Raw genomic sequence first — 18,549 nt, forward strand, 5'->3', positions numbered from 1 at the left:
AGAATCGGGGGTCGTAGAAGCAACAGCAACGGGCAACGGGCAACGAGCAACGAGCAACGAGCAACGAGCAACGAGCAACGAGCAACGAGGAATGCCTACTTCAAGGTAGGTATTCAACTGCGAAGATATTCTTACAGGCAAATATTCATGGCCGTCAAAGTGAAGCTACCGAACGGAAAGGACGAACCCCACATGCTGGATAGCGTCGCCCTCCTTGAGGACCTGCCGGAACATGGCCTGGTACACGGTCAGGTGGGTACGATCGTCGAAGCGCTTGAGGGTGCCTACGAGGTCGAGTTCGCTGACACCCAGGGCCGTGCATATGCCGAGGTGGCGTTGCGGAAGCAGCAGTTCCTGGTGTTGCGGCATGAGCCCATACAGGCCGCGTAAAGCGTCGTACTGCGTGGCCGGTGATGAGTGACGAGTAGAAGCAACAGCAACAGCTTTTTATGCCTTTTGCTTCTCTCCGCGACCAAATGCTGCCACCACGACCCGATCCGTTAGCCTGCTTGCGGATCCCCTGCCTCAGGATCGTTCCGACAATGCGGCGACGAATCTGCGGAAAAGTCGCCGGAATACAGTAACGGTTGGTTGCCAGTTCCCACGCATGGCTTGCGCGCCAGCCGCAGCGTATCCAGCATCCGGCCTCGGGCGCAGCCGGACAAAGGGGGGCAGGTTGTAACGCATCGCAATGCCATTGGCCCAAAGACGCGCCGAGCGACCGTTGCCGTTGGCAAACGGGTGGATACGTACCCATTCCGCATGCGCCCAGGCACAGACTTCGAGAACAGCAGCAAGCATATCGGGCGTCGGCGCTGCGTTCTGCGGCAACAGGGTGTCGAGGCGGGCTATGACAAGTTGCAGGGTTTGTTCGAATCGAGACAGGGCCGCAGCGACGTCTGTAGCGGCAACACCACCGTGCTGTCCGACACGAACTTCGATCCCCTCAAGTCCAGGCTCACCACGAAAGCGGCCAGCCAAGGTCGGGGCAGGCAGGTCTAGCCGTACATGACGTCTACGTGCCACTGACGTACGGACTCGATGGATAGTGGCTTGCGCAGCCGGGCGTCTTCGCGAATCCGGCGCAGCACCGCAGACAGGTTTTCACGCAGTTGGGGGCTGTCGGCGTCCCAGTCAGCCATTCAACAGCTTGTGAATCTCGGCTTGGACCGGACCTTCTTTTGCTACGGTACGCTGCCCTTCGATCGGATCTGCAAAGGTCGCTTCAGCGTCGACGAAAGCAGCGATGGCATGCTCAAAGTCCGGATCGGATTGCCGATAGGCCTCAAGCGTAGAAAGGTCGGCGGCCGAAATGGGCGCCAGCGCAATTTCACGGCGGACAAGGTAGGCCTTCACCGCCTCACTGGCCAACTGTTGTACGGGACGATGCAGGACACCACTCAACCGCACCAGCGCCGCGCTGACTTCTGCATCGATCTCGACGGTTGAAACTGCTTCGCTCATGGCGCCAGCCTACGTCTGGCCCAAAGTAGCGTCAAGACAGTGCTGAGAAGCAGCAACAGCCATTTTTATGCCTTTTGCTTCTCTCCGCGTCTCTGCGAGATCCCTGCTTTTCCGTTGGCAGACGGCCGCCGAGCAACGAGCAACGAGCAACGACAGATCGTTACCCTTCGGGGAGGTCTCGGAGAAGCTGCTCAAGCACCGTCATCAACTCGGGCGCCTTGGTCGTCGCCGCTTCGTATACTCGACGATGATCGAGGGCCGCATAACCGTGGGCCAGTACGTTTCTGAACGCCACGATGAGGTCGCCATCAGGAATCTGGCTAAATAGTTCGGGAGCGTGCTTTCTGAGTTGGCCTAGCGCATCGCCGGCGATTTCGAGCTTTCGCTCCACTGCGGACTGCCGCAGTTCATCGTCCAGATACGTCTGCAGGTCGTAGCCCTGCAGAAAACGCGGAAGTCGGCGCAACGCCTGGAGCGCCAACTCAATGTAAACGTCAGGTTGACGCTGCATAAACGTTTACGCGGCTCTTCTCGATGAGGCGTTTGAGGCGGGAGTCTTGCATTGCCGACAGCTCAATCACGTCGACGGGGCGGCCCAACAGTTGCTCCATGCCTTGCTTGAAGCCGAAATATTGGCGCGCCAGGCCTCCCGTGGCCACAGGCCCGAACTCGGCGACAACGTCAATGTCGCTATCTGGCCCGAAATCTTCCCGCAATACCGAACCGAATACGTCCAGACGCCCAACGTGAAACTCGCGGCACAGCGCGATGATGTCTTGCTCGTGGTTTGTCAGCAGAGCGTTCATGGTGATTTACAGTACAAGTCGGCCGTTACGATGTCACGCCCCCCAGGCAGCAAGCAGAGTGCTGAGTGGCGAGTAGAAGCAACAGCAACAGCTTTTTATGCCTTTTGCTTCTCTCCGCGGGCTCCGCGCCCCTGCGAGATCCTGCTTTCTTTTCCGTTGGCAGACGGGTGACAGTCGCCGAGCAACGAGCAACGAGCAACGAGCAACGAAATTTTGCCGGCCGAATCGGCTATAACGGCTCAGCCAACCCACCACCCTTAGTCGATTTTCACCGTTGGAAAAGGCCGTGACTTCGGCGCCGGATCGGGCGTACCCTTTGCCAAAATGAGGGTACGGCGTGGGCGCTTTATGGCCTGCGTGCCGCACAGGATGGCGGAGGAGAGGCGACACGGTGGGCAATGGTTCGGATATCGCGGCAGGGCGGCTGGCGGGCGGCGAAGAGCGTCGCAGCTTCGAGCTGTTCCTGCAGGAACACCGGGTGGCGGTGCTCAACTTCCTTCGCAGCCGCGTGCCGTGTGAAGCCGATGCGCAGGATGCGACGCAGGAAAGTTTCATCCGCCTGATGCGCTATGCGGAGGCGCAGCCGCCGTCGGCGTGGAAGCCGCTGCTGTTCCGCATCGCCATCAACGTGGCACACGATCAGGCGCGCATGTCGGCGACCCGTCAGGGTACGGGGCTGGTGCCGTTGGACAGCGAGGAGCTGGTGTCCGACGAGCCGCCACAGGAACAACTGGTCTCGCAACAGCAGGAGCTGGCGATGATCCACAAGGTGATCATGCGACTTCCCCCCAAATGTCGGCAGGTGTATCTGCTGCACCGCCTGCGCGGCCTGAGCTACGCGGAGATCGCCACCTATTGCGGTATTTCCCGCAAGACGGTGGAACAGCACATGGCGCGCGCCTTCACCGACCTGCGCGAAGCGCGGCAGCGGAGACTGGAAGGATGATGCACTCGTCCGCTTCCCACACGTCCCATGGTGAGGCACTGCCAACCACGGCCGAAGCCTGGATGGCGCGGCTGCTGTCGGAGGACTGCACCGCGCTGGAACGGCAGGCTTTCGAGCGCTGGCGCGCGGCGCACCCGGACCATGCGGCGGCCTATCGCGATCTGGAAGCCCTGTGGCAACAGTCGACCGGGCTGGCAGCGCTGCCGGATATCGATGCCCTGATCGGGCCGCCGGTGACGGTATCGCGCCGACGTCGATGGCGGGTGCCCCTGGCGGCGGCGGCGGCGCTGCTGGTGGCAGTGGCGGTGGGGCTGCTGCAACCCTGGGTGCCGCTACCGCTGGGTGAGCGCGTGGCCACGGCCACCGGCGAGGTCCAGCGGATGACCCTGCCCGACGGCTCCACGGTGCTGCTGGATGCACAGACGGTGTTGCGGGTCCGCTACAGCGACGCGGTCCGGGGCCTGGTGCTGGTACGTGGTCAGGCGCAGTTCGATGTGCAGCCCGATGCCGGTCGGCCCTTCGAGGTCCGCGCCGAGAACGGAACGGTGCGAGCGCTGGGCACCTCGTTCCAGGTCCGGGTCGACCCGCAGGATGTCACCGTGACCCTGTTGGAAGGCAAGGTGGCGGTGGCCGTGACCGGCTTGCTGGGTCGTCGGGAGGAAACGCTGTTGGCCGGCGAGCAGGTTCGATACGCGCTGGCACCCCAGCCCCGGGTGCCAAAGGCATCCGCCGACCTGGAGGTCGCCGAGGCGTGGCCACGCGGCGATCTGGTGTTCAAGGGCTGGCGGCTGGACCGACTGGTGGCGGAGATGAACCGCCACAGCGATACCAAGGTGCGGATCGACGACGATGCCATGTCGGCGCTGACCCTCAGCGGTCGCTTCCACGCCGGCGACTATCAGACCATGCTGCGCGTGCTGCAAAGCGAGTGGCCGGTCCTTGCCGAGCGGGTGGCGGACGACACCATCCTGCTGTCCCGCCGCCACTGAGATCCCCGGAGCCCCGTCACCATGACCCTCGAAACGCTTTCCGATTTCCTGTTGGCCTGCATGGCCGTCAACTATGGGCTGCTACTGGTCTGGTTCGGCGCCATCGTCGGCTTTGGCGATGCCATCCATCGGCTGCACGGCCGCTGGTTCCGGCTGACGCCGACCGAGTTCGACGCGATTCACTACCGTGGCATGGCGACGTTCAAGATCGGGGTGATGCTGTTCAACTTGGCACCGTGGCTGGCCCTGAAGATGGTGTAGGGCCGTAAATCCGCCCTATCGCCGGTTGCAGCCGGCCGTCTGCGGCTAGCATCGAGCCAGATCGCCACCCCAGAGTGGCGCGCACAACCGGTGAGGAGCGCCCCATGTTTCGATATTCCCTGGCCCTGACAGGCCTGTTGCTGACGACGTCGGCCCTGGCCGTCCCCGAGGGCCCGGCGCCCAACACCGCCGCGTGGTTCGAGCGCGAGGCGGCCAACTACGCGCGCACGCTGGAAGCACCACTGGAACAGGTCACCACCCCCGGCTTTCTGGCGGTGTGGCAGGGCACCAGCACGCTCAACATCGCCAGCCTGCTGGCGCGCAACCTGGAAGACCCGAGCTGGCTGATCGCCGGCGTCACGCCGGTGGAGACGCTGCTGTCGCTGCCGCTGTCCCCGGCATTGCTGCAGGCACTGGTGGATGACCTGCTGGCCGACCCGCAGGGGCTGATCACGCCGAATCTGAATACGCCGCTGACGCCGCTGTGTACGTCCTGGTCGCAGCCCTGCAGCGGCGACCCCACCCGCTATCCGCATGTGCCGGGGCCGAACGGCACCACCTTCTATGGCGAGGAAGCCGATGTGTCGCCGGTGGTGTTCTATGACGCCGGCTGCGCCCGCATCTCCGGCCGGGTGTGGGCGCCACGGGGCGCCCCCGGTCGTCTGCCGGGGGTGGTGATCGAGAACGGCTCGATCCAGGCACCGGAACCGCTGTACTGGTGGTTTGCGCAGGCGCTGGTGCGCGCCGGTTATGTGGTGCTTACCTTCGACCCGCGCGGCCAGGGACGTTCGGATCAGCAGACGCCCACGTTCGAACAGGGCAGCAACATCAATTCCGCGGTGTTCTTCGATGGCCTGGTCGACGCGGTGGATTTCTTCCGCTCGTCCCCGACCCTGCCCTACGGCCAGAACCTGCAGTGCGCCGGCACCTACCCGACTGCGGTGGCGGCACATAACCCGTTCCACGACCGCATCGATCCCACGCGCCTCGGCTTGGCAGGGCATTCACTGGGGGCCTCGGGCGTCTCTACGGTGGCCGGCTATCCGGGTGATCGCTTCCAGTTTCCGGCGGCCGACGGCAGCAATCCGGTGGACGTGATCGTGGCCTGGGACAGCCTGCGTGCCGACCCCGACTTCCCCCCGCGGGTGCCGGCCATGGGCCAAACCAGCGAATACGGCATCGGCGGCGTCGCCTTCCTCACGCCGCCCGACCCGGATGAGCACCTCAACGCTTTCAAGGCCTATCAGGCGGCGGGCGTTCCGGTATCGCAGTTCACCATCCAGGGCAGCACCCACTTCGAGTGGAGCCAGATTCCGGTGTTTCCCTCCAGCTCGTGGTGTGCCGACCTCAGCAGCGGGTCCTGCGCCGGCGGCTGGGGCCAGCCGATGGCCGAACACTACTCGCTGGCCTGGATGGACCGCTGGCTGAAGCGGTCGGGTGAGCCCGGCCATGCCGATGCCGATGCCCGGCTACTGGCCGATGCCGACTGGTGCGAGCGCTACAGCTTCCACTTCCGCTCGGCACGCGACTTTCCGCTGCGGGAGGGTGGCAGCGCCACCAACGGCGACGTGCGTGCCGCCTGCCTGGCGGCCAAGGAGCAGGGGCTGCCGTCGATTACCGATGGCGGGGGTGGCCTGGGTCTGCTGAGCCTGTGGGTGCTGCTGCTGGCCGGCGCGGGTCGGGCGTGGCCCGGTCGAGGCCCCAGGCGAGGGCGCCAGTGAGGGCGAGGTCAATCACGATGAAGGCAAACCATTCCATGCGGGAACTCCGGATCGGGCGGATGTGGAGGGGCTTGCGGGTGCTGGCAGGAACAGCCTAATCCGATGGCTCGTAATTAGCAACGATTCTCATTTGCAGATCATGTGCGGCCGTGTCGCCTGCCGCACCGTCATGGGATAGCAATAGCAGGGCTTTATAAATCGGAGCGCATGTCGCTCCCTGCCGCCCTTCCTGCTGACGACGTCGCCGCGCTGTGCATGGCGGTGACCCCGCTGCGCCCGGAGATGACCATCGACGCCGCCGCCGAGCGGCTGCTGGCCAGCGAGAACGCGGGCCTGCTGTGCCTGCCGGTGGTACGCGACGAGGTGGTGATCGGCACCCTCAGCCGTCACGCACTCAATGGCGTGTTCCTGCGGCGCTTCGGGCGCGAGCTGTACGGCAGCCGGCCGGTGACATCGTTGATGAATACCGAGCCGCTGATGGTGCCGCTGGACATGCCGTTGGAGCAGGCCGCCGCACAGGTCAGCGCCCGTATCGGCTCCCCGCTGACCGAGGATTTCGCCATCACCGCCGATGGACGCTATCGCGGCATGGGGGTGGTGCTCGATCTGCTCGCCGCCATCCGCGCCCGCGCCGACGCCAGCGCGGCGCAACTGGCACGGGCGTTCACCGAGCTCAAGCAATCGCAGGCGGCGCTGGTGCAAAGCGAAAAGATGGCCTCGCTGGGGCAGATGGTGGCCGGCGTCGCCCACGAGATCAACACGCCGCTGGGCTATGTGCGCAACAACGTCGAGATGGTACAGGGGGTATTCGGCGAGCTGGCCGACGCGGTGCGGCAGATGGATGCCCTCGGGCGCATGTTTGCCGACCCGGGGGTGGACGAGACCGATCTCGGCGCGCAGATCGGCACGGTGTCGGCCCTGGCCGCCGACCTCGCCGGCAGCGGCGTGGTGGAGGATGCCCGCGCACTGTTCGACGACACCCTGTTCGGCGTCGACCAGATCCGCGACCTGGTGGTCAACCTGCGCAATTTCTCGCGACTGGACCAGTCGCGCCTGGCCGAGGTGTCACTGAATGACTGTCTCGACCAGACCCTGATGATCGCCAACAACGTGATCAAGGGTCGGCTGGAGGTCGTCAAGCGTTATGCCGATGCGCCGGTGGTGAGCTGCTCGCCGTCGCAGATCAACCAGGTGCTGCTCAACCTCATCACCAATGCCGCCCAGGCAGTGCCCGAGGTGGGCGGCAAGCTGTTGCTGAAGACCGAGGTCGAGCCGGACTGGGTGCATGTCAGCGTGCAGGACAACGGCAAGGGCATCGCCCCGGAGCACCTCGAGAAGATTTTCGATCCCTTCTTCACCACCAAGCCGGTCGGCCAGGGCACTGGCCTCGGGTTGTCGATCAGCTTCCAGATCGTCGACGCCCATGGCGGCCGTCTGCAGGTGGCGTCGAAGCCGGGCATCGGCACCCGCTTCGTGCTCAGCCTGCCCCGGCGCGCCACCATCACGCCGTCGGAGCGCGTTGCCGCATGAACCCGAAACCGTCCCTGATTCTGGTCGATGATGAGGAGCGCATCCTGCGTTCCCTCGGCATGCTGTTCCGTGCCCGCTACGACATCCGCATGACCACCGACGCCCGCGAGGCGCTGCGCTGGGTCGACGAACGCCCGCCGGACGTGATCGTCTCCGATCAGCGCATGCCGCTGATGACCGGCGCGACCTTGCTGCGCCAGGCCCGTTTGCGGGCGCCCGACACCATGCGGGTGCTGCTCACCGGCTATTCCGAGCTGGATGCAGTGGTGGCGAGCGTCAACGAAGGCGAGATCTTCCGCTTCGTGCAGAAGCCCTGGGATGCCGAGGACCTGCGCAGCACCGTGGCACAGGCCGCCGACATCGCTCGCGCGCTGCGCACCGCACCGGCCGCCACGGCGCTGCCGGTGACCCCGAGGGCGGCCATCGGGCCGGCGGTACTGGTGGTGGAGGACGATGTCACGGTGGTGCAGGAGGTACGGGAGATTCTGCCGGCGGTGACCGTCCATTGGGCCCGTTCGATCGACGAGGCGCTACCGCTCATCGATGCCCATCCGATCGGGGTGATCGTCTCGGAGCTGCGGGTGGCCGGCAGCAACGTCGGCGCCTTCCTGAAGTTGCTGAAGCGCGAACACCCGGACATCGTCAGCATCGTCCTGACGCCATTTCAGGATGTTTCGGTGTTCATCGGGCTGATCAACCAGGGCCAGGTCTATCGTCTGTTGCCGAAACCGGTGCGGCGGGGCCCGCTGGGCATGAGTTTGGCCAGCGCGCTGCGCCACCATCAGGCCCTGCGCGATGCCCCAGCCCTGCGCCAGGCCCACGCGGTCGAGCCGATACGCGACAGTGCCGAGGCCTCGGTGGCGCAACGGGTGATGGGCGTGCTTTCTCGGCTGCGGGGTCGGACGGTTCCGGTCGCCCGCTGATCAATCGGCTGACGCCGCGGGTTCAGCGGCTTTGTTACACTCGGATCGCTTCCCGAGTCGGCTAAAACATGAATGTTCGCTTCGCGTTCCAGGCGTCATCCGCTGGTCTCATCACGGCTGTGTCCGCCCTGCTGCTCGCCCCTCTGGCGTCGGCGGGAGCGCCCGAGCGCGTCGAACTGGACCGTAGTGTCCAGCAACTACGTGACGAAATCCTGTTGCTGAACAGCCAGGCGCAACAGGTCGAAGATGCCCTGCTGTACCCCGACGCGACCCGTACCAGTTTCTATTTCGGCGTCGATATCAGCCCGCTGCTGATCGAGGAGATCGTGATCACCATTGACGACCGCCCCGCCATCACCTATCGGATGGGCACCGAAGAAGCCACCGCACTGCTCACCAGTGGGGGTCTGCTGCGGGTGGCGCGCGCCAATCTCGACCCCGGAAACCACCAACTGCAGGTCCGGCTGCGCGGGGCGTATGCGGTTGGCAAGGGTGACGAGCCGTCACCCCCGTTTGAGGGCTTCTACGAATCCAGCTTTGAAAAAGGCCTCAGCCAGGGCGAGGTGGAGCTGATGCTGACCCGCCCCCGCCGCAGCAATGGCCCCACCCTGGTGTTGCGCGACCTCAAGGCGGTGGCACCGTGAGCGGGCGGATGGCGCGCTCCAGCCTGTGGCTGGCGCTGGGCGCCCTGCTGGCACCGGCCTGGGTGTCGGCGGCGCCGACCGCCTACGTCAGCGGCAGTGCCCAGGACCCGCGCCTGCGGATGGCGCAGACCCTGGCGGCCGACAAGCGCTACATGAGCGCGATCATGGAATTGCAGGCACTGGCCGGCGAGCGTGCGCCCGAACGGCTGTCGGAAACCTACCAGTGGCAGCTGGCGGACGCGCTGCTGGCGTTCGCCCTGCGCGACGATGCCGACCGCATCTACCGGGCGCTGGCCGCCACCAGCGAGGACAACACCCGCTGGGCTGACGCGCAGTTGCGCATGGCCGAGTTCGACTATCAGCGCGACCGCCACGCCGAGGCCACCGACCGGCTCTACGCGGTTCGCGATCAGCTGCCGCAGCGGCTGGTGCCACGCTGGCAGGACCAGTTGTCACAGGTGCTGCTGTCGCAGGGTCGTTATGCCGAGGCGGTGGAGATCCTGACCGAGCTGGATGAAAGCACGTTCGGCACCGCCTACAACCGCTACAACCTCGGAGTGGCGCTGCTCAACAGTGGTGAAACCGACCTTGGCCGCGCCCAGCTCGACCGGGTCGGCCGGATGACCATCACCTCGCTGGAAGAGCAGGCGCTGCGGGACAAGGCCAATCTGACGCTGGGCTGGCACTTCCTGGAGGAAAAGCTGGGCGGCTCGGCCAAATCCATTTTTCAGCGGATTCGCGTTGAGGGGCCGTTCTCCAACCGCGCCCTGCTCGGCCTCGGCTGGGCCGAGCTGAGCCCCCGCGGTGAACGGCAGCGCCGGGCCGCGGATATCGAGGATGAAGATCCTTTTTCCAACTTTTCCACCATCGGCGGCCTGCTGCGTCCCGGCTTTCTGGAACGCGATGTCTACTACCGCGCCGGCTTCCGCAATTTCCGACTGGTCAAGGTGGCGGAAGAAGAGGAGGAAGGATTGCGTCGTGCCTTGGCGGCCTGGATCGAACTGATCAGCCGCAATCCGCTCGACCCGGCGGTGCAGGAAGGCTGGCTGGCCATCCCCTATTCGCTCGACAAGCTGGGCGCCCACACCCAGGCGCTGCAGTACTACGAGCGGGCGGTCGAGGAACTCGAAAAGAACCGCGTCCGGATGCGGGTTGCCATGACCTCCATCGACAGTGGCCGCATGGTGGAGACCATCGTCCGCCGCGACGTCAATGCCGAGTCGGGGCGTGAATGGGCCCTGAAAGACCTGCCGGACGCGCCGGAAACCTACTATCTGCAGGACCTGCTGGCCGAGCACCGGTTCCAGGAGGCGCTCAAGAATTACCGTGATCTGCGGCTGCTCGCCCGCAATCTCGAGGGCTGGCGCTCGCGACTGGCCGCGGTGGGCCGCCAGTATCGCGAGAACCCCCGCGATCCGGTTGCACCGCCCGTGCTGTTCGCCCGCGCCACCGAAGATCGGCTGCCGCCGCGGTTGGAGGGCCTGCGCGTGGACCTGACCCTGGCGCCCCGCCTGCAGGCCCCCGGGCAGATGACGACGGCACCCGAGGCTGCGCCGATGCCGCCGCTGAGGCTGCGTACGGCGGCCGCGCCGACCCGCTTTGACGGCCCGTATGAGCGCAGCCAGCGCCTGCTGGAAGATGTGCGCGTACTGCGGATTCAGGTGCAGGCGGCGGCCGATGAGCAGTCACAACTGCTGACCGAGATGAGCCGCAAGGAACTGGAAGGCCAGCAGAAGATGATCGAGAAGTACCTGGTGGAAGCCCGTTTTGCGCTGGCCCGGCTGTACGACCGCCAACTGAAGGGTGAACTGCAATGAACACCCCGACCCGTCGCGGGCTCGCGCTGGCCCTGATCCCGTTGGCGCTGTCGGGCTGCGTCAGCCCGCTGGCGTCGAAGATCGACCCGACGCCCGATATCGGCGAGACCCTCGGCAAGCGCAAAGCGCCGCTGGAAGAGGTGTTGCCGATCATCCGCTCGGAGCCGATTGCGGCCGATGCCAACAAGGCGATCGAGAACTATCGCAAGTTGCTGGAACTGCAGAGTGCCGACGACGAAACACGTGACGAATCGCGGCGACGGCTGGCCGACCTGCAGGTGCAGGTGGCCGATGCCGAGGGCAATACCGAGGCGGTGGAAGGCGACCTGCGCGAATCGCTGAAGCTGTATTCACAGCTGTTGAAGGACAACCCGGACGACCCGGCCAACGATCGCATCCACTACCAGCGTGCGCGCGCGCTGCAGAACCTCGGGGAAACGCCGGCGGCAATCGATGCCCTGGCGGAGCTGACAACCCGGCACCCCGATTCCCGATTGGTCGGCGATGCCCGGTTCCGCCGCGGTGAGCTGCTGTTCTTCGAGCGCCGCTATGCCGAAGCCGAAACCGAATACGGCATCGTGCTCGGCATGGGCCCGGACACGCCGTTCTTCGAGCCGGCCCAGTACAAGTTCGGCTGGTCGCGGTACAAGCAGGGCGACTATGCCGCTGCGGTCGACGTGTTCGTCGACATCCTCGAACGGGTGCTGCCGGAAGCCGAATACTTCGAACCCAAGCTGGCGCTCGCCCGTGTCACCGGCACCCAGGCCGACTATGCCCGCGACGCCCTGCGCGTGATCAGCCTGTCGTTCGCCAACCTCGGCGGCGGCATGGCGGCCAACGAATACTTTGCCCGCGAGGGCGATCCGCGCTTCTTCCCGCTGCTCTACGTCGCCCTCGGGGACCAGCTGCTGGAACGCCAGCGCTACACCGACGCCGCCGAAGCCGCTGCCGCCTTCATTGAGCGGCATCCGCAACATGCCACCGCGCCCGACTTCCAGTCCCGCGTGATCACCGCCTATGCCGCAGGCGGATTCAATGACCTGGTGGTCCGCGAAAAGGCCCGCTATGCGGAGGTCTACGACCCAGCGGCGGCCTACTGGGCCGGCAACCCGGCCACCAATGTGGTGCTCGGTGAGCTGCGGATTCACCTGGCGGATCTGGCGCGGCATTTCTATGCCAAGGGTCAGCAGGCCCCCGAGGCCGATGCGGCCGTCGCCCGGGCTGACTTCCTCACCGCTGCGGGCTATTTCCGCCGCATTCTCGAGGTCTATCCGAACGACGGCGAGATTGCCGAAATCAACTTCCTGCTGGCGGAGTCGCTGCTCAACGGCGGGGAATTGCTGGAAGCGGCCAAGGAATACGCCCGTACCGCCTACGATTATCCGCGCCATGTGCGGGCTGCCGACGCGGCGCACGCCTCGGTGCTGGCTTATCACGCCCATGCCGACGCCCAACCCGCCGAGGTGCGTGAACCGGCCCTGCGCGAGGCCATCGCGGCGTCGATCCGGTTTGCCGACACCTACCCGGGGCACGGGCAGCTGCTGCCGGTGCTGACCCGCGCCGCTGAAGACCTCTACGAACTGAAGGACTACGACCAGGCCATCACCCTGGCTGCCCGGGTGCTCGACTACCCGCCGCCGGTGGACTACCGGCTGCGGCGCAACAGCTGGCGGGTCACCGCCAACAGCCACTTCGCGATGGAGCGCTACGCCGACGCCGAGAAAGCCTTCGTCGAGGAGCTGGCACTGGTCACCGCCAAGGCCGAGGAGCGCCCGGAGATCATCGAGCTGCTGGCCGCTGCGGTGTACAAGCAGGGCGAACGCGCTCGCGACGATGGCGCCCTGCGCCAGGCGGTGTTCCACTTCCTGCGGGTGAAGGAGGTCGCCCCCGAGGCCAGCATCCTGGCGACTGCGGACTACGATGGCGCGTCGATGCTGTTCGAACTCGAGGATTGGCCCGAGGCGGCCCGCGAGCTCAATGCATTCCGGGGTCGCTATCCGCAGCATGAACTGCTGCCGGATGTCGACAAGAAGCTCGCCGTGGCCTACCAGAACAACGACCAGCCCTTCGAGTCGGCACAGGTCTATGCCCGCATCGCCGAGCGCACCACCGAAAGCCCCGCCATCCGCCAGGATGCGGCCTGGCTCGCAGCCACCCTGTTCGACGAAGCCGGTGCCGATGGCGAGATGGCAGCGGCCTACGAGCGCTACGTCAGCGCCTGGCCGCGCCCGGTCGACCGGGCGATGACTGCCCGCAGCCGCCTGGTGACACTAACCGCCGGCAACCGCGAGCGTCAGCTGTTCTGGCTGCGCCAGATCGTGGCGGCCGATGCCGGCGCCGGCGCTGAGCGCACCGACGCCACCCGCCTGAAGGCCGCCGAGTCGTCGTTGGCGATCGGTCGCATGCTGGCCACCGATACCGACAAGCTGGCGCTGACCCTGCCGATCGAGAACTCACTGCCGCCGCGACGGCAGTCAATGGAGGCGGCGATTCAGTCGCTCACCCAGGCAGCCGGGTTCGGCTTTGCCGAGGTCACCACCGCCGCCACCTTCGAGCTGGGTCGCCTGTATCAGGGCTTTGCCAAGGCGTTGATCGGCTCGGAGCGACCGCGCAACCTGGACGCACTGGCGCTGGAGCAGTACGAGCTGTTACTGGAGGAACAGGCATTCCCCTTCGAGGAGCGCGCCATCGAAACCTTCGAGGCCAACCTCCGGCGTATCCAGCAGGGCCTGTATGACGAGTGGATTCAGAACAGCTACCGCCAGCTGGTGACCATCGCCCCTGCACTGTATGGCCGCGTCGAGCGCGGAGAGACCGTCTATGAACCGTTCAACTGATCTGCTGCGGTGGCTGTTGCTGCCCGGCCTGATGCTGGTCCTGGCCGGCTGTGCCGGTCTGGATCGCAAGGACGACAGCCCCGAACCGGACACCTCCGTGGAGGCGCCGGAGCCGGTGGTCGAAAAAACACCCGAAGAGCGCTATGCCGATGCGGTGGACCTGATGCGCCGCAACCAGCTCGACGAAGCCCGGGCCGCCTTCGAGGCCCTGACAGTCGATGCACCCGAGCAGTCCGGCCCCTGGACCAATCTGGGGTTGCTGCACCAGCGCGCCAAACGACCTGCTGACGCCCGCCGTGCCTTCGAGACCGCCGTGCGCCTGAACCCGGACAACGCCACGGCCTACAACCAGCTCGGCATGGTGTTGCGGGAAACCGGGCAGTACCCGGCAGCCCGTGCTGCCTATGAATCTGCGCTGACGGCACGCCCCGAGTTCGCGGAGGCCCATCTCAACCTCGGGCTACTGCTCGACAGCCACGTTCCCGGCGCGCGTAACGAGGCGCTGGACCACTACCGCCGCTATCTCGAGCTGCAGGGTGGCGATGACCTGCGGGTGCTGGTGTGGATCGCCGAGATCGAACAGGCGCAGGCTGCTGCAGCGGCGACGACGACAGACGCCTCTGCCGCGGCCGAGGAAACCCCATGAAAGCGCTGCCCCTACTGTTGACCCTGGGCCTGGTCTGGCCGCTTGCGCTGCCAGCACAGGACGAAGCCCCGGGCGTGGCGACCAGCGGCGACCTGCCGGCGACAGCGACGGCCGAACCGGCACTGCCGACTGCAGGCGCGGACACTGATGTCGAACCGATGGTGGCCCCAGACCAGAGCGGCACGGTGATCGTCGGCGACCGTGAATCGCCGATCGGGCTGTACATCATGCCCTGGCGCAACAGTGCCGCCCGCGCCGACATGGATCGCCCGGTACGCCTTGTGCATTCCGAAATCCTGCCGATCGACGAGCCGGTTTTCGTGCGCAAGATCGAGTACCACAACGCCCTCTCGGACACCCTGGAGTCGCGCAATATCGTCACCCCGGACGTGCCCGCGGTGGGCACGCCCTGATTCATCCCCTGAACATCCAGATTCTTCTTCGGCACCGGCCGAGCCTTTTTCACCCCGAGGACTTCACCCATGCAAGTGTTCACCACCGTGCTTCGCTTCTTCCAGCAAGGCGGCCCCTTCATGTACCCGCTGCTGATCGTCATGGTCATCGGCCTGGCCATTGCCGCCGAGCGCTGGCTCTATCTCAAGCGTGCGCGCAAGGAAAACCGGGCGCTGTGGGGCCGCATGCTGCCGCTGCTGAACCAGGGCGACCATGCGGGCGCCGAGCAGCTGGCAGCTGATTCGCAGACCGCCATCGGCCGTGTGCTCGGCTACGGTTTGTCGCGCTCCAAGACAGCCGGCACCCGGGCAGAAGTGGAAATGGCGATGGAAGAGTCGCTGATGGAAGTAACACCGCTGCTGGAACGGCGCACCCACTATCTCGCCACCTTTGCCAACATCGCCACCCTGATGGGCCTGCTGGGCACCATCATCGGTCTGATCAAGGGCTTTACCGCGGTCGCCAATGTCAATCCGGCGGAAAAAGCGGACTTGCTGTCGGCGTCGATTTCGGTGGCGATGAACACCACCGCCTTCGGCCTGATCGTGGCGATTCCGCTGCTGCTGATGCACGCCGTGCTGCAGTCGACCGCCAACGACCTGATCGACAGTGTCGAAATGGCCGCGATCAAGTTCCTCAACAGCTTCGGCTTCAAGCACTAAGGCACCCTGATGATCGGACGCTTGCGCCGCGCCCGCCGCAATGATGTGGCGGAGCTCAACATCACCGCCTTCATGAATCTGATGGTGGCGCTGGTGCCGTTCCTGTTGATCACGGCGGTGTTCACCCAGTTGGCGGTCAAACAGCTGAACCTCCCCGACAACAGCGCGGCCACGCCGGAGGAACCCCCTGTGCCCGGGCTGGAGCTGGTGGTGCGTCAGGGCAGCCTCACGCTGATGGATGGCGGCCGGGTACAGCAGCACTGGCCGCGCACCGGCGACCTCTACGAGTTTTCGGCCGTCACCACCGCGCTGGCCGAGATCAAGGAACGCCGCCCGGCCGAAGACAACATCAGCCTGCTGCTGGAACCTGGTATCCCCTACGACGTGCTGATCCACGCCATGGACGCCGTGCACTACCTGCCGGCAGCCCAGGCCGGTGTTCAGGTCGACATGTTCCCGCGGATCGCCGTCGGCGAAGCGCCGCCGGTCGAGGGGGCGCCATGATTCGTAGCGCATCGATCCGCAGTCAGCGTATCTCCCGCCGGCTCAGTCGCAGCCGCAAGACCACCGGGTTGAACCTGGTGTCGTTGATGGACATCTTCACCATTCTGGTGTTCTTCCTGCTGGTCAACTCCTCACAGGTGGAAGTGCTGCCGAATGCCAAGGAGCTGGTGCTGCCCGAATCCCTGAGTACCGACAAGCCGGCCGAGCAGGTGCTGTTGATGATCACCCGTGACGCCATTCTGGTGAACGGCCGCCGCGTCAGTGCGCTGGACACAGCCACCAGCGGCGACAGCGCGGTGATCCCGACGCTGAAAGCGGAACTGCTGCAGGCGCCGCTGGCGCCGGTGGTCGGCGGCACGCCGGGTCAGGTCTCGCGCGGGGACGTCAACATCATGGCGGACAAGGACACCCCCTTCCAGCTGATCAAGAAGGTCATGGCCACCTGCACCGATGCCAAGTTCTCGCGGATCTCACTGGCTGTGGTCAGCAAGCCGGGTGGAGGCACGCCATGAGCGCTCAGGCCATCCAATGGCTCACCTGGGAGCTGGCCGACGATGCCGACCGCCGCTTTCAGCGCCTGCTGCTGCTGATCGCGTTGCCGGTTTTGCTGATCGCCCTGATCGTGCCCTTCCTCGACCTGGTGGGTCTGACCCGCGGCGGTGGCACCCTCACCGGCCAACAGTTCGTCGAGCTGATCAACGACCGCGAGGAAGCGGAAGTGGCCGAGACAGTCGAGGAAGCGGCACCAGCCGAAGAGGCGGAGCCCGACCCGGTGGAACCCGAACCGGCTGAAGCTGAAACCCAACCCGAACCCGAGCCGGCCGCGCCCGCCGTGCCACAGCCGACGGCGGCCCCCGCGCCAACGCCGGATCCCGCGGTTCTGCGGGCACGGGAAGCCGCCGCGGCACGCCAACGCGCACAGGAACAGGCCAAGGTTTTCGATCAGCTCAATGCCCTGCGCAGCGACACCCTGACGGGGATCGATGCGGCGCAGCCACTGACCTCCGCCTCGTCGGTGGTCGGCACGGCCGGCGGTAGTGGCAGCGGCAGCGGCACCACCGCCAACATTGCCGACTCGGCTCGCCAGGGCTCCGGCGGCATCAGTGGCCAGGGTGTCGGGAACACCCGTCGTACCGATGCCGGCACCGGTCTCGGCAAACGCAACACCACCGTGATCGAGAGCCCGGTGGGCTTTGGCGAAGACCGGACACAGCCCGGCCAGGGCGGTGACAAGGTCATTCCCGGCCGCACGCTGGAAGAGATCCAGCTGGCCTTCGACCGCAACAAGGGCGCCATCACCGCCATCATCAACCGCGCACTGCGTACCAACCCCAACCTGCGCGGCAAGATCGTGGTGAGCTTCACGGTGATGCCCGACGGCTCGATGAGCAAGCTGACACTGGTCCGCAGCGAGCTGGGCGATGCCGACGTCGAACAACGGGTGATGGCGCGAATCGGGCTGATCAATTTCGGCCCCAAGAACGTGCCGCCGTTCGACGTCAAAGACTATCCCATCGTCCTCCTATAACCACCACAGTGAGTTGATTACCATGGGTTTCCTGCAGGGGAAAAAGGCGCTCATCACGGGGGTCGCCAGCGACCGCTCCATCGCCACCGGCATCGCCGAGGCGTTCAAGCGTGAGGGGGCGGAGCTGGCTTTCAGCTATCAGGGCGACCGCCTGAAGAGCCGCGTTGAGGCGTTCGCAGCCAGCCAGGGCAGCAACATCGTGCTGCCGCTGGATGTCACCGATGACGCCCAGATCGCCAACGTCATGCAGGAGCTGCAGCATCAGTGGGGGGGCCTCGACATCCTGATCCACTCCATCGGCTTCGCACCGCGCGAGCAGCTGCAGGGTCGCTACCTCGATGCCGTCACCCGCGAGGGGTTCCAGATCGCCCATGACATCTCGGCGTACTCGTTCGCTGCGCTGGGCAAGGCGGCGCGGCCGCTGATGCAGGGGCGCCCGGCCTCACTGCTGACCCTGACCTACCTCGGCGCGGTGCGTGCGGTCCCCAAGTACAACGTCATGGGGCCTGCCAAGGCGAGCCTGGAGGCCAACGTGCGCTTCATGGCGGCCGATCTCGGTGAGGAGGGGATTCGCGTCAACGGCATCTCCGCCGGGCCGATCAAGACCCTGGCGGCGGCTGGCATCTCCGGCTTTCGCGAGATGCTGGCGCGGGCGGCACAGGCCAGCCCGCTGAAACGCAATGTCACCATCGAGGATGTCGGCAACACCGCCGCCTTCCTCAGCTCGGATCTGGCCGCCGGCATTACCGGCGAGATCCTCTACGTCGATGCCGGCTATCACAACATGGGCATGAGCTTCCCCGACACCCCCTGAGCCG

23 protein-coding genes are annotated in these 18,549 nt (G+C 65.8%); 18 read left to right on the top strand and 5 right to left on the bottom strand.

The genetic code is table 11. The features are described 5' to 3' along the window. Positions 1-147 precede the first annotated feature (147 nt). Entirely contained in the window at positions 148-390 is a 243-nt protein-coding gene (locus JN531_RS01175; protein WP_228347025.1) for a DUF4926 domain-containing protein, read from the top strand. 135 nt (positions 391-525) lie between these two features. Here JN531_RS01175 and JN531_RS17385 read toward each other — a convergent pair whose 3' ends face one another. Then, a complete protein-coding gene (locus tag JN531_RS17385; protein WP_366522456.1) occupies positions 526-801 on the bottom strand; it encodes a Fic family protein in 276 nt (91 codons plus the stop codon). Here JN531_RS17385 and JN531_RS01180 point away from each other — a divergent pair. Beyond that, complete coding sequence (locus JN531_RS01180) at positions 763-1,002, top strand: hypothetical protein (protein ID WP_228347026.1); 240 nt, start codon at positions 763-765, stop codon at positions 1,000-1,002. The two genes, JN531_RS17385 and JN531_RS01180, sit on opposite strands and share 39 nt — an antisense overlap. Here JN531_RS01180 and JN531_RS01185 read toward each other — a convergent pair. The 4 genes from JN531_RS01185 to JN531_RS01200 form a co-directional block, all read right to left on the bottom strand. After that, the gene (locus JN531_RS01185; RefSeq protein WP_228347027.1) at positions 999-1,142 is read right to left on the bottom strand and encodes a hypothetical protein; all 144 of its coding nucleotides are present in this window, start codon (positions 1,140-1,142) and stop codon (positions 999-1,001) included. The genes JN531_RS01180 and JN531_RS01185 overlap by 4 nt on opposite strands. Continuing rightward, the gene (locus tag JN531_RS01190; protein WP_228347028.1) at positions 1,135-1,464 is read right to left on the bottom strand and encodes a ribbon-helix-helix domain-containing protein; all 330 of its coding nucleotides are present in this window, start codon (positions 1,462-1,464) and stop codon (positions 1,135-1,137) included. Before JN531_RS01190 ends, JN531_RS01185 begins: the two co-directional genes overlap by 8 nt. A 160-nt stretch (positions 1,465-1,624) precedes the next feature. Next, positions 1,625-1,975 carry a HepT-like ribonuclease domain-containing protein gene (locus JN531_RS01195; protein WP_228347029.1) on the bottom strand — a complete coding sequence of 117 codons (351 nt, stop codon included), beginning with the start codon at positions 1,973-1,975 and terminating at the stop codon, positions 1,625-1,627. Further along, the gene (locus JN531_RS01200) at positions 1,959-2,270 is read right to left on the bottom strand and encodes a nucleotidyltransferase family protein (protein ID WP_228347030.1); all 312 of its coding nucleotides are present in this window, start codon (positions 2,268-2,270) and stop codon (positions 1,959-1,961) included. Before JN531_RS01200 ends, JN531_RS01195 begins: the two co-directional genes overlap by 17 nt. A 391-nt stretch (positions 2,271-2,661) precedes the next feature. On the opposite strand from JN531_RS01200, the gene JN531_RS01205 reads away from it, so the two are divergent. From JN531_RS01205 to JN531_RS01280, 16 genes are all read left to right on the top strand, one after another. Next, a complete protein-coding gene (locus tag JN531_RS01205; protein WP_228347031.1) occupies positions 2,662-3,216 on the top strand; it encodes an RNA polymerase sigma factor in 555 nt (184 codons plus the stop codon). Further along, on the top strand, positions 3,213-4,205 hold the full coding sequence (locus JN531_RS01210) for a FecR family protein (protein ID WP_228347032.1): 993 nt from the start codon (positions 3,213-3,215) through the stop codon (positions 4,203-4,205). The genes JN531_RS01205 and JN531_RS01210 overlap by 4 nt, the downstream gene beginning before the upstream one ends. A 21-nt stretch (positions 4,206-4,226) precedes the next feature. Further along, positions 4,227-4,466, top strand: a complete 240-nt coding sequence (locus JN531_RS01215) for a DUF6868 family protein (RefSeq protein ID WP_228347033.1) — start codon at positions 4,227-4,229, stop codon at positions 4,464-4,466. A 104-nt stretch (positions 4,467-4,570) separates the two neighbouring features. Further along, on the top strand, positions 4,571-6,187 hold the full coding sequence (locus JN531_RS01220; RefSeq protein WP_228347034.1) for an alpha/beta hydrolase family protein: 1,617 nt from the start codon (positions 4,571-4,573) through the stop codon (positions 6,185-6,187). Positions 6,188-6,394: 207 nt separating this feature from the next. Then, positions 6,395-7,717 (top strand): ATP-binding protein, encoded by a 1,323-nt coding sequence (locus JN531_RS01225; RefSeq protein ID WP_228347035.1) that lies wholly within the window; start codon positions 6,395-6,397, stop codon positions 7,715-7,717. Then, the gene (locus tag JN531_RS01230) at positions 7,714-8,640 is read left to right on the top strand and encodes a response regulator (protein ID WP_228347036.1); all 927 of its coding nucleotides are present in this window, start codon (positions 7,714-7,716) and stop codon (positions 8,638-8,640) included. The genes JN531_RS01225 and JN531_RS01230 overlap by 4 nt, the downstream gene beginning before the upstream one ends. A 68-nt stretch (positions 8,641-8,708) precedes the next feature. After that, entirely contained in the window at positions 8,709-9,284 is a 576-nt protein-coding gene (locus JN531_RS01235; RefSeq protein ID WP_228347037.1) for a hypothetical protein, read from the top strand. Positions 9,285-9,292: 8 nt separating this feature from the next. Further along, a complete protein-coding gene (locus JN531_RS01240; protein ID WP_228347038.1) occupies positions 9,293-11,101 on the top strand; it encodes a hypothetical protein in 1,809 nt (602 codons plus the stop codon). Further along, positions 11,098-13,938 (top strand): tetratricopeptide repeat protein, encoded by a 2,841-nt coding sequence (locus JN531_RS01245; protein ID WP_228347039.1) that lies wholly within the window; start codon positions 11,098-11,100, stop codon positions 13,936-13,938. Before JN531_RS01240 ends, JN531_RS01245 begins: the two co-directional genes overlap by 4 nt. Then, positions 13,922-14,584 carry a tetratricopeptide repeat protein gene (locus tag JN531_RS01250; RefSeq protein ID WP_228347040.1) on the top strand — a complete coding sequence of 221 codons (663 nt, stop codon included), beginning with the start codon at positions 13,922-13,924 and terminating at the stop codon, positions 14,582-14,584. The genes JN531_RS01245 and JN531_RS01250 overlap by 17 nt, the downstream gene beginning before the upstream one ends. Further along, the gene (locus JN531_RS01255) at positions 14,581-14,997 is read left to right on the top strand and encodes a hypothetical protein (RefSeq protein ID WP_228347041.1); all 417 of its coding nucleotides are present in this window, start codon (positions 14,581-14,583) and stop codon (positions 14,995-14,997) included. The genes JN531_RS01250 and JN531_RS01255 overlap by 4 nt, the downstream gene beginning before the upstream one ends. Positions 14,998-15,066: 69 nt before the next feature. After that, positions 15,067-15,699, top strand: coding sequence for a MotA/TolQ/ExbB proton channel family protein (locus JN531_RS01260; RefSeq protein WP_228347042.1), 633 nt, complete (start codon positions 15,067-15,069; stop codon positions 15,697-15,699). A gap of 9 nt (positions 15,700-15,708) precedes the next feature. Next, a complete protein-coding gene (locus JN531_RS01265) occupies positions 15,709-16,203 on the top strand; it encodes an ExbD/TolR family protein (RefSeq protein ID WP_228347043.1) in 495 nt (164 codons plus the stop codon). Then, positions 16,200-16,715 (top strand): ExbD/TolR family protein, encoded by a 516-nt coding sequence (locus tag JN531_RS01270; RefSeq protein WP_228347044.1) that lies wholly within the window; start codon positions 16,200-16,202, stop codon positions 16,713-16,715. Before JN531_RS01265 ends, JN531_RS01270 begins: the two co-directional genes overlap by 4 nt. After that, on the top strand, positions 16,712-17,731 hold the full coding sequence (locus tag JN531_RS01275) for an AgmX/PglI C-terminal domain-containing protein (RefSeq protein ID WP_228347045.1): 1,020 nt from the start codon (positions 16,712-16,714) through the stop codon (positions 17,729-17,731). Before JN531_RS01270 ends, JN531_RS01275 begins: the two co-directional genes overlap by 4 nt. 22 nt (positions 17,732-17,753) lie before the next feature. Beyond that, on the top strand, positions 17,754-18,545 hold the full coding sequence (locus tag JN531_RS01280) for an enoyl-ACP reductase FabI (protein ID WP_228347046.1): 792 nt from the start codon (positions 17,754-17,756) through the stop codon (positions 18,543-18,545). Positions 18,546-18,549 lie beyond the last annotated feature (4 nt).

The sequence above is a fragment of the Flagellatimonas centrodinii genome, from assembly GCF_016918765.2.
Lineage (GTDB): Bacteria > Pseudomonadota > Gammaproteobacteria > Nevskiales > Nevskiaceae > Polycyclovorans > Polycyclovorans centrodinii.

Excerpts from the sequence above, each read along its gene's own strand:
- JN531_RS01225 (WP_228347035.1), top strand. The coding sequence starts at position 6,395 with ATGTCGCTCCCTGCCGCCCTTCCTGCTGACGACGTCGCCGCGCTGTGC.
- JN531_RS01185 (WP_228347027.1), bottom strand. The coding sequence starts at position 1,142 with ATGGCTGACTGGGACGCCGACAGCCCCCAACTGCGTGAAAACCTGTCT.
- JN531_RS01230 (WP_228347036.1), top strand. The coding sequence starts at position 7,714 with ATGAACCCGAAACCGTCCCTGATTCTGGTCGATGATGAGGAGCGCATC.
- JN531_RS17385 (WP_366522456.1), bottom strand. The coding sequence starts at position 801 with ATGCTTGCTGCTGTTCTCGAAGTCTGTGCCTGGGCGCATGCGGAATGG.
- JN531_RS01260 (WP_228347042.1), top strand. The coding sequence starts at position 15,067 with ATGCAAGTGTTCACCACCGTGCTTCGCTTCTTCCAGCAAGGCGGCCCC.
- JN531_RS01195 (WP_228347029.1), bottom strand. The coding sequence starts at position 1,975 with ATGCAGCGTCAACCTGACGTTTACATTGAGTTGGCGCTCCAGGCGTTG.
- JN531_RS01265 (WP_228347043.1), top strand. The coding sequence starts at position 15,709 with ATGATCGGACGCTTGCGCCGCGCCCGCCGCAATGATGTGGCGGAGCTC.
- JN531_RS01280 (WP_228347046.1), top strand. The coding sequence starts at position 17,754 with ATGGGTTTCCTGCAGGGGAAAAAGGCGCTCATCACGGGGGTCGCCAGC.
- JN531_RS01220 (WP_228347034.1), top strand. The coding sequence starts at position 4,571 with ATGTTTCGATATTCCCTGGCCCTGACAGGCCTGTTGCTGACGACGTCG.
- JN531_RS01200 (WP_228347030.1), bottom strand. The coding sequence starts at position 2,270 with ATGAACGCTCTGCTGACAAACCACGAGCAAGACATCATCGCGCTGTGC.
- JN531_RS01255 (WP_228347041.1), top strand. The coding sequence starts at position 14,581 with ATGAAAGCGCTGCCCCTACTGTTGACCCTGGGCCTGGTCTGGCCGCTT.
- JN531_RS01235 (WP_228347037.1), top strand. The coding sequence starts at position 8,709 with ATGAATGTTCGCTTCGCGTTCCAGGCGTCATCCGCTGGTCTCATCACG.
- JN531_RS01180 (WP_228347026.1), top strand. The coding sequence starts at position 763 with ATGCGCCCAGGCACAGACTTCGAGAACAGCAGCAAGCATATCGGGCGT.
- JN531_RS01175 (WP_228347025.1), top strand. The coding sequence starts at position 148 with ATGGCCGTCAAAGTGAAGCTACCGAACGGAAAGGACGAACCCCACATG.
- JN531_RS01215 (WP_228347033.1), top strand. The coding sequence starts at position 4,227 with ATGACCCTCGAAACGCTTTCCGATTTCCTGTTGGCCTGCATGGCCGTC.
- JN531_RS01190 (WP_228347028.1), bottom strand. The coding sequence starts at position 1,464 with ATGAGCGAAGCAGTTTCAACCGTCGAGATCGATGCAGAAGTCAGCGCG.
- JN531_RS01240 (WP_228347038.1), top strand. The coding sequence starts at position 9,293 with ATGGCGCGCTCCAGCCTGTGGCTGGCGCTGGGCGCCCTGCTGGCACCG.
- JN531_RS01210 (WP_228347032.1), top strand. The coding sequence starts at position 3,213 with ATGATGCACTCGTCCGCTTCCCACACGTCCCATGGTGAGGCACTGCCA.
- JN531_RS01245 (WP_228347039.1), top strand. The coding sequence starts at position 11,098 with ATGAACACCCCGACCCGTCGCGGGCTCGCGCTGGCCCTGATCCCGTTG.
- JN531_RS01275 (WP_228347045.1), top strand. The coding sequence starts at position 16,712 with ATGAGCGCTCAGGCCATCCAATGGCTCACCTGGGAGCTGGCCGACGAT.
- JN531_RS01270 (WP_228347044.1), top strand. The coding sequence starts at position 16,200 with ATGATTCGTAGCGCATCGATCCGCAGTCAGCGTATCTCCCGCCGGCTC.
- JN531_RS01250 (WP_228347040.1), top strand. The coding sequence starts at position 13,922 with ATGAACCGTTCAACTGATCTGCTGCGGTGGCTGTTGCTGCCCGGCCTG.